The organism is Paenibacillus sp. GD4 (assembly GCF_030846225.1).
Lineage (GTDB): Bacteria > Bacillota > Bacilli > Paenibacillales > NBRC-103111 > Paenibacillus_G > Paenibacillus_G silviterrae.
Genome location: NZ_JAVCYK010000001.1, coordinates 477,618 through 490,062 on the forward strand (window position 1 = coordinate 477,618; position 12,445 = coordinate 490,062).

The 12,445-nt window shown below is 55.0% G+C and carries 12 protein-coding genes and 1 pseudogene; 6 read left to right on the top strand and 7 right to left on the bottom strand.

The genetic code is table 11. The features are described 5' to 3' along the window. Positions 1 to 8 precede the first annotated feature (8 nt). The 3 genes from RAC89_RS02145 to RAC89_RS02155 all read left to right on the top strand — a co-directional run bounded on the left by RAC89_RS02145 (position 9) and on the right by RAC89_RS02155 (position 2,483). Positions 9 to 779 (top strand): electron transfer flavoprotein subunit beta/FixA family protein, encoded by a 771-nt coding sequence (locus RAC89_RS02145; RefSeq protein ID WP_306611470.1) that lies wholly within the window; start codon positions 9 to 11, stop codon positions 777 to 779. 16 nt (positions 780 to 795) lie between these two features. Then, complete coding sequence (locus RAC89_RS02150) at positions 796 to 1,797, top strand: electron transfer flavoprotein subunit alpha/FixB family protein (RefSeq protein ID WP_306611471.1); 1,002 nt, start codon at positions 796 to 798, stop codon at positions 1,795 to 1,797. Between the two features lie 74 nt (positions 1,798 to 1,871). Next, a complete protein-coding gene (locus RAC89_RS02155) occupies positions 1,872 to 2,483 on the top strand; it encodes a P-loop nucleotide/nucleoside kinase family protein (protein ID WP_306611472.1) in 612 nt (203 codons plus the stop codon). 48 nt (positions 2,484 to 2,531) lie between these two features. Here the strand turns inward: RAC89_RS02155 and RAC89_RS02160 are convergent, their stop codons facing one another. The 5 genes from RAC89_RS02160 to RAC89_RS02180 all read right to left on the bottom strand — a co-directional run bounded on the left by RAC89_RS02160 (position 2,532) and on the right by RAC89_RS02180 (position 7,750). Then, positions 2,532 to 2,801 carry a hypothetical protein gene (locus tag RAC89_RS02160; protein WP_306611473.1) on the bottom strand — a complete coding sequence of 90 codons (270 nt, stop codon included), beginning with the start codon at positions 2,799 to 2,801 and terminating at the stop codon, positions 2,532 to 2,534. A gap of 75 nt (positions 2,802 to 2,876) precedes the next feature. Continuing rightward, positions 2,877 to 4,844 (bottom strand): DUF2207 domain-containing protein, encoded by a 1,968-nt coding sequence (locus tag RAC89_RS02165; RefSeq protein ID WP_306616023.1) that lies wholly within the window; start codon positions 4,842 to 4,844, stop codon positions 2,877 to 2,879. A 132-nt stretch (positions 4,845 to 4,976) separates the two neighbouring features. Next, complete coding sequence (locus RAC89_RS02170; RefSeq protein ID WP_306616024.1) at positions 4,977 to 5,837, bottom strand: ABC transporter permease; 861 nt, start codon at positions 5,835 to 5,837, stop codon at positions 4,977 to 4,979. Beyond that, complete coding sequence (locus tag RAC89_RS02175; RefSeq protein WP_306611474.1) at positions 5,837 to 6,625, bottom strand: ABC transporter ATP-binding protein; 789 nt, start codon at positions 6,623 to 6,625, stop codon at positions 5,837 to 5,839. The genes RAC89_RS02170 and RAC89_RS02175 overlap by 1 nt, the downstream gene beginning before the upstream one ends. A gap of 96 nt (positions 6,626 to 6,721) precedes the next feature. Further along, positions 6,722 to 7,750, bottom strand: a complete 1,029-nt coding sequence (locus RAC89_RS02180) for an ABC transporter substrate-binding protein (RefSeq protein ID WP_306611476.1) — start codon at positions 7,748 to 7,750, stop codon at positions 6,722 to 6,724. A gap of 139 nt (positions 7,751 to 7,889) precedes the next feature. On the opposite strand from RAC89_RS02180, the gene RAC89_RS02185 reads away from it, so the two are divergent. Beyond that, positions 7,890 to 9,134 carry a serpin family protein gene (locus RAC89_RS02185; protein WP_306611477.1) on the top strand — a complete coding sequence of 415 codons (1,245 nt, stop codon included), beginning with the start codon at positions 7,890 to 7,892 and terminating at the stop codon, positions 9,132 to 9,134. Positions 9,135 to 9,193: 59 nt separating this feature from the next. On the opposite strand, the gene RAC89_RS02190 is transcribed toward RAC89_RS02185, so the two are convergent. After that, a complete protein-coding gene (locus RAC89_RS02190) occupies positions 9,194 to 10,711 on the bottom strand; it encodes a carboxypeptidase M32 (protein WP_306611478.1) in 1,518 nt (505 codons plus the stop codon). A gap of 104 nt (positions 10,712 to 10,815) precedes the next feature. On the opposite strand from RAC89_RS02190, the gene RAC89_RS02195 reads away from it, so the two are divergent. Further along, the gene (locus tag RAC89_RS02195) at positions 10,816 to 11,157 is read left to right on the top strand and encodes an iron-sulfur cluster biosynthesis family protein (RefSeq protein ID WP_306611480.1); all 342 of its coding nucleotides are present in this window, start codon (positions 10,816 to 10,818) and stop codon (positions 11,155 to 11,157) included. A 69-nt stretch (positions 11,158 to 11,226) separates the two neighbouring features. After that, positions 11,227 to 11,790, top strand: a complete 564-nt coding sequence (locus RAC89_RS02200) for a beta-class carbonic anhydrase (RefSeq protein WP_306611482.1) — start codon at positions 11,227 to 11,229, stop codon at positions 11,788 to 11,790. Between the two features lie 60 nt (positions 11,791 to 11,850). Here RAC89_RS02200 and RAC89_RS02205 read toward each other — a convergent pair. After that, positions 11,851 to 12,108, bottom strand: a pseudogene (locus tag RAC89_RS02205) (transposase); the annotation flags it as partial. Between the last annotated feature and the right edge of the window lie 337 nt (positions 12,109 to 12,445).

Sequence of the window (12,445 nt, forward strand, 5' to 3'; positions counted from 1 at the left end):
GATGCCAAATGAACATTTATGTGCTCATGAAGCAAACGTTTGATACCGAGGAAAAAGTAATTCTTCTTGATGGTGCCGTCTCCGAAGACGGTGTGAAATTCGTCATCAACCCGTATGACGAATACGCGGTAGAGGAAGCTATCCGTGTCAAGGAGCAGCACGGCGGCAAAGTGACTGTCGTGTCCGTCGGACCGGAACGCACGGCGGAGGCGCTTCGCACGGCGCTGGCCATGGGAGCCGATGAGGCCGTGCTCATCACGGACGAACGGCTCAGCGCCGATGAGCACGCGGTGGCCAAGGTGCTGGCCGCTTACCTTTCGCAGGAGGAGGGGCTGGATCTGCTGCTCGGCGGCAGCTTTTCCGTCGATCACGGCGCCGGTCAGGTCGCCATCCGTACGGCCCACCTGCTCGGCATTCCCCATGCCGCCTCCGTCACAAAGCTCGATATCGACGGGAATACGGCGACGGTCGAGCGGGATGCCGAAGGCGACACCGAAACGCTTGAGGTGACTCTCCCCGCCCTATTCACCGCACAACAAGGCTTGAACGATCCCCGCTATCCATCGCTGCCCGGCATTATGAAAGCGAAGAAAAAACCGTTCCTTCGTCTCTCCCTTGACGACCTCAGTCTATCCGAAGATGATGTTGCCCCTCGAACCCGACAACGGACTCTCTCCCTTCCACCCGCCCGCAAAGCCGGTCAGCTGCTTCAGGGCGAGCCCAAGCACCAGGCCGCAACGCTCGTTCAGTTACTCCGCACGGAAGCGAAAGTACTGTAAAGGAGGATTCCATCGCATGAGCCCATCGTATTGGATCGTTGCAGAAGCCCGAGGCGGCAAGCTCCGCCAAGTCACGCTGGAAATTATCCAGGCGGCGCGAGCGGCCAAAGAGGACGGAGACCGCGTAGAGGCTATCCTGATCGGTCATCAGCTTGCCAAGCTGGTGGAAGAGCTTCAGAGCTATGGTTTGGACCGAATTTATGCAGCGGATGCGGAATCGCTCGCGCACTACAATCCGGAAACGTATTACCCGGTCATCGCGAGCCTGCTGGCCGGTGCGTCGGAGCCGCCTCGCGCCGTCTTCTTCCCGCACACGGCAACCGGTCGGGACCTTGCGCCTAAGGTAGCCGCACAGCTCGGAGCAGGCCAAATTTCCGACGTCATTGCGCTGGAGAAGTCCGCAGGCAGCGGAGAGCTGCTGTTTACGCGTCCGCTGTACGCCGGCAAAGCCTTCGAGCAGAAGGCGTTCCTGCCGGATGCGCGGCCGATGGTCGTTACCTTCCGGCCGAACAATCTTCCCGCGGCGGAAGCGGCCGCAGAAGCAAGTGCATCGGCCGATGTAGTGAACATCGCCGTAGCTCCCTCCCCCGACCTCCGAACCGTGGTCAAGGATGTGGTGCGCAAAGCCACCGGCAAGGTCGATCTCACCGAGGCGAGAATCGTCGTCTCCGGCGGCCGCGGCGTCAAGAGCGCAGACGGCTTCCAGGTGCTGGACCGGCTCGCCGAGGTGCTGGGAGCGGCGGTCGGCGCTTCCCGCGGCGCCTGCGACGCCGGGTACTGCGACTACGCGCTGCAGATCGGGCAGACCGGCAAGGTCGTGACGCCGGAGGTGTATATCGCCTGCGGCATCAGCGGCGCGATCCAGCATCTGGCCGGGATGAGCCAGTCCCGCATCATCATCGCCATCAATAAGGACCCCGAGGCGCCGATCTTCAAGCTCGCCGATTACGGGATTGTCGGGGACTTGTTCGAGATCGTTCCGCTCCTGACGGAGGAATTCAAGAAAGCGCTTAGCTGACGAACCGATTCCATATCGCCTCCAGCATCGGTATTCGGTATAATGAATCTACTGAAGTGTTGGAGGTTTTTCTCATGAGCAAACTCGTTTTCTTTCTCGGCCCGGCCGGGGCGGGCAAAACCACGCTGGCCAAAGCGGTAGCGGCGAAGCGGCACGCCGGCTTCTTCGATATGGATACGCTGCTTAGACCTGCCGCCGTAGCACTGATGACCCAAGCGGGACTTGATCCGGATGACAGGGATTCGCAGCAATATAAAATCCGATGCCGTGACGTGGGCTACCGGATCACCATGGACGCAGCTCTCGAGAACCTGCAGCTCGGCAACGATGCCTTTGTCGTAGGCCCCTTCACGAAGGAAACCGCGGACCCTGGCTGGCTGCGGCAAGAGCTCGCCCGAATCGCAGACACGGCTTCCGAAGAAGTGGAGGTAAAGGTCGTGTACGTGTACTTGAAGGACATCGATCTATACAGGCTTCGAATTCAAGAGCGCGGTCTGTCTATCGACGCATGGAAGCTGGAGCATTGGGAGGAATTCAGCCAATCGCTCGCCGTGCGAACCATTGCTTGGCCGCTCCCGGGCGATGCGATCCTCTATTACGATAATGCGGTGCGGCTGTCGCACGAAGTGACGGGCAGCATTGAAAGGTTTATTTACGGGGAAACACGGGGAAATACAGCTCAATAAACAGCAAAAGGGGCTTAACCCATAAGCGGGTCAGCCCCTTCCTTTTCCTTACGAACCAATCGTAAAGTAATTGACCGAACGAAGGAATCTTCTTTCGTTATGCTTGTCCTTCCTAACGGTAGCTTCCGTATCCGAATAGCTGATCATGACGCCTGGGCCGTAAATTTTCTCATTGTTCCGGGCATATACGATAATAGGCGTTTGGTTGCGGATCGCATCTTCGAACTGTTTATCGGTCATTAATTTTTCCAAGGAAATCGGTCCCTTCAGTAAAGAATGAAAGCCGCATCGGCTATAGGTCACCCTTAATAATGCCATGCTTTCCGTCCGAATGCAAATCCGGTGATGCAAAGAGCCCTCTTTGCGGATAGACAAAGAGGGCCAATAAGCCGGCTAATCGGCCCCGGTTCCTCCGCCGTCCCCTGAGCCGCTATCGCTGGAACCCCCGCTGTAGCCGGAGTCGCCGGATCCGCTTCCCCCCGTGGAGCTGCCTGCAGCCTTGGCCGGAGCAAGCTCTGCCATCGTGCTCTGCACATATACCACTCCCTGCATTACCCCCGGCTTCAGCCATATGGAATTCGTGCTTACTCCCGCTTCCTTCATTCGCTGCAGCACCTTCCGCACATAGGGCATTCCTGCCTCCAGCAGCACTGCGTAGTGCGCCAGCCTTTCCCAGCGATCAACGTCGACATCTGCGTAGGGAGCCCCCTTCTTCAGCTGCCTTCGCCAAGCAAGAATGGAGCTCCGGTACGCCGCAGCTTCCCGCGACATGGCGGTACGGGGAAGGATAGGTATGAGAATAATCGATAAGATGGCGATCATCGAATACCCGGAGGTATAAGTATCCTCAGCGAGCTGGGCCGCAATGATGAAGCCGAAGACATAATACCCAATGATATATCGCTTCTTCTCCGCCTTCCAAACGGCGATCAGTAGTCCGAGGCACAGCAAGCCGAGGGCGATCCACCAATCGGACCAGGGCGCTGCATCCATTATGTACAGAGTAAGAATTAACACCGCATGGAAAATCATCGTTCCGATAAGGAACGGTTTACGAAGCCGGTTCTCTTGAAAGAAAGCGTCCAATCCCTGCTGCTCCTTCTCCAGCTCCACCCACTCCTCGAACCTCCTGCGAAATCCGCTCATGCGATTGCGGTAATGATGAACCCGCTTCCGCTTGCTCCGTTCCGTCTTTGTAGGCCCCGCCGCGGAATCCATCGTGAAGCTGCGTCCTTCCTCACTTCTTGCGCGAAACAACCATCGAAGCAGCAACCTGTCGGATTCCTTGCCCTGCAAGGACCCAGCATTTCCCGGATAAAGAAATCGCAGCACCCGATGAGGAGCCCCGGCTTCCGCACGAAGCCGATTTTCCGCCTCGGTCTCCGATACACGGAGCATGCCCCTTTGCACCATGGAAAATAATCCCGCCACATAATCTCCCGGCTTGAGCCGCCCCTTGCGATACAGGTATACAATCCAGACGGGCTCCGCTTCTTCAAGCTCCTCGAATGACTTCTTATGCCGGCTCCAACGTGCAGTCCATTGCGGCAGACGAAAACCGTACCACAGGATTAGCAGGGCTGCGATGAGAAGTACAATCTTCAGCATTCTCTTCCCTGCGGGAAGCAGCTGGTCCCGATTCGCGACCCGAGCCGCCTGATTTTTCTCCGATTCCAGAATCCGCTCAACGTCCATAGCTTTGCTTTTCGTCGGTGACTCCGCCAGCGAATCCGCCGGAAACAGAATACGCAGCTCGGCATCCCCGAATTCGGATAACTTTTCATTCTCGTACCGGACAGCGCCGTTCTTCCATTGAACCGTTCCACCTGTCCTGTCGTGCAAAAACGCATGCACATTTCCGTCTCCTGCCGGCTTAGGCAGCGTCAGCTCCATTCGGACCTGGTGCAAATCCGTTTCATTGTTATTGAAAAATTTCCAGTGCAGCTCTCCCGTCTTCACATATTTGGAAGCAGCCTGATCCACCCGGTATCGGTAGTATACCTGCTTCTTTTCATCCTTGGAGGGAAAATCCACATAAAACGTATCGTTGCCCGAATCGAAACGCGTCTGCAGCTGCTTTAACCCCTCGTGAGAGAACGTTCCCAGCTTCCCCCCCAACGGAGGTACGTATGCCTCGAAAAATTCCACTCCATTATGCTCACCCAGCTCCACAGCGCGCTTCGTATGCTCATATGTTCCGGAGAAGGAGTAGGTAAACAGCTCCTCTACGTACAAGTCGCCGTCGGGCAGCACCTGGGCTTTCACATTTACTTCATCAATCGAATAGTCCCGCTCACCTTCTTCACAGCCTGCCACAATCCAAAGCACGAATAACAGAAAAAGGGCAGCCCATTTTCTCATCACAATCACCTGCCTCCGATAATGATCCCAAACCTTTTATTAACCCATGGAAAAAGTTATGAAACAAAAAAACACCCTATCCCCTTCCATCAAACGATGGACACTGTTCAGGGACGGGTGAAGGCTATCCGGTTAATTGTTACTTACCAGCTTGCTCTCGAGGTAAGCCACCGCTTGGTACATCAAGGCTGCGGCAATGGCGATAATGAACAAGCTGCCGATGACCAGCGTAAAGTTAAACACCTGGAAACCGTAGATGATCAGGTAGCCGAGTCCTTGCTTCGATACGAGAAACTCCCCCACGATCACGCCTACCCAGGAAAGTCCGACATTTACCTTTAAGGTGGAAACGATGGTCGGATAGGAGGCCGGCAGCACCGCTTTGCGGAAAACGGTGGAGCGGTCCCCGCCGAATATGCGAATCACCTTGATATAGTTCGGATCGACCTCACGGAAGCTGTTGTACACGACTAGGATCGTGATGATCACCGTAAGGGATAACGTGGTGGCGATGATAGATAACACGCCGGGTCCCAATGCCACGATAAAGAGTGGTCCGAGCGCCACCTTGGGGAGGCTGTTCAGCACGACGATATAAGGATCGAGCACGCGGGAGAGAAACGGTGAAAACCAGATCAGCGCCGCGACGGCCGTTCCCAGCAGCGTCCCCAGCAGGAAGCCGACAACGGTTTCCCACAGCGTAACCTGAACATGAATCAGCAGCGTATTATCGTTGAGCTTCGTCCACAGCAGCCCAAGCACCCGCGTCGGCGAGCTGAAAAGCAGTCCGTCGATCCATTTCAACCGGGCCGCCACTTCCCATAGGGAGAAGAACGCAATGAGAACGAAGAGCTGGGTTGTGCGGACGTAAAGCGTTTGGATGCGCTCCTTGCTCCGATACTTGCGCAGCACCTCGTTTGTCAGCTGCTCCGACGACCCGCCACCGGCGGCCACGCTTCCTTCGAATTCCAGCTCCTTCGTTCGAGGCTTCATCATATCTCGGCTCCTCCCTTCGCATCCATCTGCTCAAACTGCCCCCATAGCTGCCGGAACAGCTGATGAAAGCCCTCCGCCTCCCTTGCAGCGAGCGGAGGCGTCTCCCGGATCGCCGTCGGAACGTCTACTACGGTCCGAATGCGTCCCGGCCGCGGCTCCAGCACTACCACCCGATCGCTCATCGCCAGCGCCTCGGAAATATCGTGCGTCACCAGAATCGCCGTTTTGCCTCGGGAACGCAATGTCTCCGCTACCAGCTCCTCCAGCTGAAGCTTCGTCTGGTAATCGAGAGCGGAGAACGGCTCATCCAGCAGCAGAAGCTCCGGCTCCGTAGCCAGTGTCCGCACCAGGGCTACCCGCTGCCGCATCCCGCCGGAGAGCTGCTGCGGATACTTGCCCGCAACATCCGCCAGCCCCATCTCCGCCAGAAGCTCCATGGCGTACGCTTTGGTCTGCGCGTTCAGCTTGCCCATCAGCTCCAAACCGATCAGCGCGTTCTCTCCGATCGTTCGCCACGGGAACAAATAGTCCTGCTGCAGCATATAGCCTACCTTCGCCGAAGGCTTTTGAATCACCTCGCCCGCCACCTTTACCGTTCCGGCCGAAGGCAGCAGCAAACCGCTGATGAGCGACAGCAAAGTAGTTTTGCCGCAGCCGCTCGGGCCGATCAGGCTGACAAATTCGCCATGCCTCACCTGAAGCTGGATTTGCTCCAAGGCGAGTGTCGCTCCCCTTTTCCCAACATACACGTGAGATACGTGATCCAGCTCAACCGCATGCACCATATCGCTCTCACTCCTTTATCTTGAATTTCCGAAGGCCTTGACGCGAATGGGGCGCCCCGCTCTCACGACAGCACCCCACAACGCATCCCATGCGGTTTATTTCACCGTTTGCTTCGCCTTCTCCGCAAACTGGTTGTTTACCAGTGTCTTATGGTCCACCTTGGACTTCAGCTCGCCTGCAGCCTCCATGACATTTTGCAGGTTGTTCCACTCCTGCTCATCGACAATACCGTCCGTAGCGAAGGAGCCTTGATCCTTATAGCGTTTCACCACGCCCTTGATGATCTCCTTATCCGTATCGGTAAAATAGGAGGCTATCGCTTCGGTAATCTCATCGACACTCGCGGTCTGCACCCAGTTTTGAGCCTTCTGCACCGCGTTCGTGAACTTTTGCACCGTTGCCGCATTTTTGTCCATGTAGCTTTTCTTCGCCATGAATACGGTATAAGGCAGCTTGCCGCTCTCAACCCCGAAGGAAGCAATCACGTAGCCCTTGCCCTGCTTCTCAAACATCGTCGCCTGCGGCTCGAACAGCTGCACGTACTCCCCTGTGCCCGAAGCGAAAGCCGTTGGAATATTGGCGAAATCGACGTTCTGAATCAAATTCAAATCCTTCTGCGGATTGATTCCGTATTTCTTGAGCGTGAACTCGCCGGCCATTTGCGGCATACCGCCTTTACGCTGACCAAGGAAGGTGCTGCCCTTCAGCTGGTTCCAGTCAAACTTCCCCTGGATCGGCTTACGCGCTACGAGGAACGTACCGTCCGTCTGTGTCAGCTGCGCAAAGTTGATGACGGGATCGTCACTTCCCTGCTGATGTACATAGATGGACGTCTCCGAGCCGACCAGCGCGACATCAATGCCGCCCGATAGCAGAGTCGTCATCGTTTTGTCCCCGCCGAAGGTAGTGGTCAGCTCAACGTCGAGCCCTTCTTCCTTGAAAAATCCTTTGCTGATGGCCACATACTGAGGTGTATAGAAAATGGAGCGTGTCACCTCGCCGATTCGTACTTTGGTCGATTCTTGTCCTGAATTGCCCGTTCCGCAGCCGGTCAACACTACAGCAGCCGTTACAATGGCCGCTACCGCCCCGGTGAACCACCGTCCAGCCCTTTTGTTGTTCATGGCAAGCCCTCCATGCGTTTGTAAGATTGTGGGATATCTTATGCACGCGCCCAGAAAAAGGTGCAAGGTGCGGCGAATCGGCAACATAAGAGACTAAGGTTTCGTTAGGAAGGTAAATAAAGTTCGAGGGGGAATCTTCATGCGGATAAGAAATACAGGCGCCGTCCTCGCCTTCGTGCTGCTTCTGGCCGCTTGCACCGGCCCGTTCGCCAAACCGGCCGTCTCCTATAAGGAAAGGCAGCTGCTCGCTTCCGCGCTCGAGCCGCCTATTGTGCAAGCCTCCAACAGCTTCGGGCTGCGCCTTCATAAGCAGCTGTCCGAATCGAAGCCGGGAACCAATGTGATCCTGTCTCCCGTCAGTCTTTCTACAGCGATGGCGATGACTTATAACGGCAGCAAGGGCGAGACGAAGGCTGCGATGGCCGCCGCTCTCGGCTGGCAGGATCTTCCGCTGGAACAGCTGAACGGGGAATACAAGAAGCTGGGGGCGCTTCTCCGGGAGCCCGGCTCAAAGGTGAAGCTGAACACGGCGAACTCGCTGTGGCTGAACAATAAGTGGAAGTTTCACGACAGCTTTCTCGACACGGTTCGAAGCAGCTACGAGGCGGAATTGCGGAGCCTTGATTTGCAGGGGAAGAAAGCTGTCGGAACGATCAATGACTGGGTGAGCAAGAAAACAAACCATCGCATCCCCTCTCTTCTGACGAATCCGCTTCCGCCGGAAGCAGTTTTGGTGCTGGTCAATGCGATCTCCTTCCAGGGTGGCTGGAAGCATGAATTCGATCCTTCGCTGACAAGGGAAGGTGTGTTCAAGCTGGCGGGGGGAGGCACGAAGAAGGTACCCCTGATGTCGCTCGGACAGCAGCTGGAATACTTGGAAACCGATGAAGCGGAGGCGGTACGCCTGCCTTATGGGGACGGTCAAATGGCAATGCTGCTTATCGTTCCTAAAGAGGGGATAAGATTAGACGCGGTTCAAGCGAAGCTGTGGCAGGACCCGACGCCGTGGCAGCAGCGTTATCCCGCGATTCCGGGAGATTTGCGTCTGCCGAAGTTTAAGGCGGAGTACGGGGCCGAGCTTCGAGAGGAGCTGGAAGCCATGGGCATGAAGCTGCCTTTTGACCGGACGAAGGCCGATTTCTCCGCCATGGCTCCATCGCCTCCGAATTTGTTCATCGGACAGATTGTGCATAAGACCTTCCTGGAGGTAAACGAGAAAGGAACTGAGGCCGCCGCGGCAACCGCCGTGCTCATGGAGGCGGGAAGCGCCCCTCCGAAGCAGCGGTTCTCGCTGACTGTCGACCGCCCGTTCTTCTTCGCGATCGAGGATCGGCAGACCGGAGCCTGGCTGTTCATGGGCTCGATCTACGAGCCGATGCCATGATCCAAACGCCCCTTCCAGCCGGAGGGAATATCCTTGGGCCGGAAGGGGCGTCTTCTTTTTTACAGCTTATAAATGTCGGCGTATTTCTTCTTCAGATACTCCACCAGGTAATCCGGGTTCAGCTCTTCTCCCGTCACCCGCTTCACGATCTCGTTCGGCGTCTGCGCCTTACCATATCGATATATTTGCTCGGTCAGCCACTCCTTGATCGGAATGAGATTGCCCTCTTCGACCAATGCGTCGATATTCAGTGACTTCTCCATGGTCCGCGTGAACTGCGCCGCATACATATTGCCTAGCGCATACGATGGGAAATACCCGAACGCACCGCCGGACCAATGCACATCCTGCAATACGCCTTCGCCGTTATTCGACGGCACGACGCCCAAGTATTCCCGGTACTTGGCATTCCATACCTCCGGCAGATCGGCCACCTTCACCTCGCCGCTGAACAGCGCCTTCTCGATCTCATAACGAACCATGATGTGCAGGTTATACGTAAGCTCGTCAGCCTCAATCCGAATTAAGGACGGCTTCACCTCGTTCGTTGCACGGTAGAAATCCTCGACGGCCACCTGATCGAATTGTCCCGGGTAGTTTCTCTGCAGATCGCCGTAATAACGTCTCCAGAACGGACGGCTGCGGCCGATCACATTTTCCCAGAAGCGGGATTGGGACTCGTGGATTCCCATGGAGGTGCCTGTGCAGAGCGGTGTTCCAAGCAGCTCCTTGGAGATATTCTGTTCATACAGCGCATGGCCGCCTTCATGGATCGTACCGAACAACGCACTGTTCACATCATCCGGCAGATAGCGGGTTGTGATGCGAACATCTCCCGGGTTCAGGCCGGTCGCGAACGGATGCACCGTCTCGTCCAACCGTCCCGCATCGAAATCGTAGCCCATTTGCTCCAATATGTATAAGCTGAATTTCTTTTGCTTTTCCTTCTCGAATGTTTGTCTAAGGAAGTCCGTTTTCGGGGCATGAGGCGATGCCTGAATGGCTGCAAGCAGCGGAACCACCTGTTCCCTCAGTGCACCGAATACTTGGTCCAGCTTTTGCACGGTCATCCCCGGCTCATACATATCAAGAAGTGTATTGTATTTATGTCCTTCATAGCCCCAAAGCTCAATGAATTCCAGATTGGTCTGTACGATCCGCTCCAGATAAGGCTGAAACATCGCATAATCCGATGCATGCTTCGCCTCTTCCCACACGGATTCCGCCTGGGAGGTCAAAACGACATACTCCTGATATTTGGCAGGAGGAATTTTTTTGCTGCGATCGTAATCCTTCTTGCACTCGCGAACGATGCGGCGGTCGAGATCGCTTAAACGATCATTGGCTTCCGGTGTGATAAAATAATCCAGATACGCTCCCATTTCATCGGATACCGACATCCGGAACAGCTCGCCGGAGAGAACGCCCACGGTTTCCGAGCGGGATTCCAAGCCTTTCTTCGGGGCGCCCGTCCGCATATCCCAATAAATGAGTCCGACGGCTTCCTCGTAGCTTTTCATTTTCTTCAAATAGTCCCGAAATGCAGCGAGCTTGCTTTCATGGGTTTCAGTGGTCAACGGTCATTCCCCTTTCCTCAATTTCCTTACCTCTTGATCATACTTTCTCTTGAAATGAGAAGCAAATCCGGCTACAGTAATAATAGACAAAGGAGTGGTTGAAGATGAGAATCAATTTCACAGAGCAAGCGGCTGCACGAATCAGCGGCTTCCTGAGTCTTACGGAAAGCGGCGTGCTGAAGCTCGCTTACGATTCGGAGGGCTGCGGCTGCGCGGTCAGCGGCGTACCTACCTTATGGCTGGTCGACGAGCCCGGGCCGAATGATTTTCGCTTGGAGAATGAGGATTTCGAGCTTTGGATGGATCGCAAGCATGAGGTGTTCTTCGAGGAGCTCATGACGGTGGACCTGCAGCCGAACGGCATTGCCTTCGTGCTGAAGAGCACCGGCCAGATCTATACGGCCAGCATGAAGCTGATTGACAAGCGAAGCCATGTAACGGCGTAGCTTGATCATATAAGAAATAAAAGAAAAATCACGGATCAGGAATATTCACTAGGAGAGGGCGTGTTAGTTATGTCTTTATTAAACGAAATTATCCAGCACAACGAGCAATTCGTGGAGTCGAAGCAATACGAGGAGTTTATTACAACGAAATTTCCTGACAAGCGGATGGTTATCGTCACTTGTATGGATACCCGGCTCACAGAGCTGCTGCCGCGGGCCATGAACCTGCGCAACGGCGACGCGAAGATCATTAAAAACGCCGGCGCGCTCGTCACTCACCCTTTCGGCTCTATCATGCGGAGCATCATTGTCGCTGTGTACGAGCTGGGGGCGCAAGAGGTTTTCGTCGTAGGGCACTATGAATGCGGTATGACGGGAATGGAGCCTAAGCAGGTGCTTGAAAAAGCGCAAAGCCGCGGCGTATCCCCCGAAATGATCGATACGCTGAAGAGCGCCGGGGTCGATCTGAATAAGTTTCTCACCGGCTTCGATTACGTCCATGACGGCGTCGTAAGCAGTGTGCAGATGATCCGTAAGCACCCTCTGCTGCCTAAGAATCTACCGGTCCACGGCATGATCATCCATCCGGAAACAGGCCGCCTTGATTTGATTGACAGCGGGTATGAAGTGTAATCCTTGAAGTAAGGGGGTGTCCCATAAGTAGAATTCTACTTGAGGGAACACCCCGTTTGCTTATGTGGAACTAAATTTCGCTTGAAATAGTGGAAGGATGAGCCTATCCGCCGAATTTGGAGCTCCTTTGGCTCCCACTGCCGCTTTCTTGAGTAAATTATGGGCAAGACTAAGCAGAACTACCTCGATGTTGACTTTAGGCAGACCTCTAAGAAGAAACCTACGGAATTCTCGATTCCCCTTTACTTGGCCAAAGACGCTTTCCACCTCGACCATTCTTCGCACGGATAGATCTCGTCCTGCTTCGCTCCAGAGTCTCTAATGTGCTTCCTGGCGAAAGCCGAAGAAAGAGCCGGTCCATCTCATAGGCAATAAAAGTAACCCGACGACGTGTACCATCGCAGGTTACATGTTTTTCATCCAGTTCCAGTGGCAAACTTCCATTTTACCAAAATTGAGCGATCTTTTCTTATTTACTTACCCCAAAAGGGCTGGCCCAGTTCCTTGAAAATAGGACTCATCTGCGAGTCAGTGGGAAAATAGCTTCAGCGCGAGTTTTGGATTGCCGTCATTTCCATAAAATCTAATCTATTGACGGCGACCAAGTGTTTGAGCTTAGGCTGAAGGTATTTTCCCACGACCAACGATAAGATGG

Coding starts and splice junctions, on each gene's coding strand:
- RAC89_RS02145 (WP_306611470.1), top strand. CDS start 9: ATGAACATTTATGTGCTCATGAAGCAAACGTTTGATACCGAGGAAAAA.
- RAC89_RS02150 (WP_306611471.1), top strand. CDS start 796: ATGAGCCCATCGTATTGGATCGTTGCAGAAGCCCGAGGCGGCAAGCTC.
- RAC89_RS02155 (WP_306611472.1), top strand. CDS start 1,872: ATGAGCAAACTCGTTTTCTTTCTCGGCCCGGCCGGGGCGGGCAAAACC.
- RAC89_RS02160 (WP_306611473.1), bottom strand. CDS start 2,801: ATGGCATTATTAAGGGTGACCTATAGCCGATGCGGCTTTCATTCTTTA.
- RAC89_RS02165 (WP_306616023.1), bottom strand. CDS start 4,844: ATGAGAAAATGGGCTGCCCTTTTTCTGTTATTCGTGCTTTGGATTGTG.
- RAC89_RS02170 (WP_306616024.1), bottom strand. CDS start 5,837: ATGAAGCCTCGAACGAAGGAGCTGGAATTCGAAGGAAGCGTGGCCGCC.
- RAC89_RS02175 (WP_306611474.1), bottom strand. CDS start 6,625: ATGGTGCATGCGGTTGAGCTGGATCACGTATCTCACGTGTATGTTGGG.
- RAC89_RS02180 (WP_306611476.1), bottom strand. CDS start 7,750: ATGAACAACAAAAGGGCTGGACGGTGGTTCACCGGGGCGGTAGCGGCC.
- RAC89_RS02185 (WP_306611477.1), top strand. CDS start 7,890: ATGCGGATAAGAAATACAGGCGCCGTCCTCGCCTTCGTGCTGCTTCTG.
- RAC89_RS02195 (WP_306611480.1), top strand. CDS start 10,816: ATGAGAATCAATTTCACAGAGCAAGCGGCTGCACGAATCAGCGGCTTC.
- RAC89_RS02200 (WP_306611482.1), top strand. CDS start 11,227: ATGTCTTTATTAAACGAAATTATCCAGCACAACGAGCAATTCGTGGAG.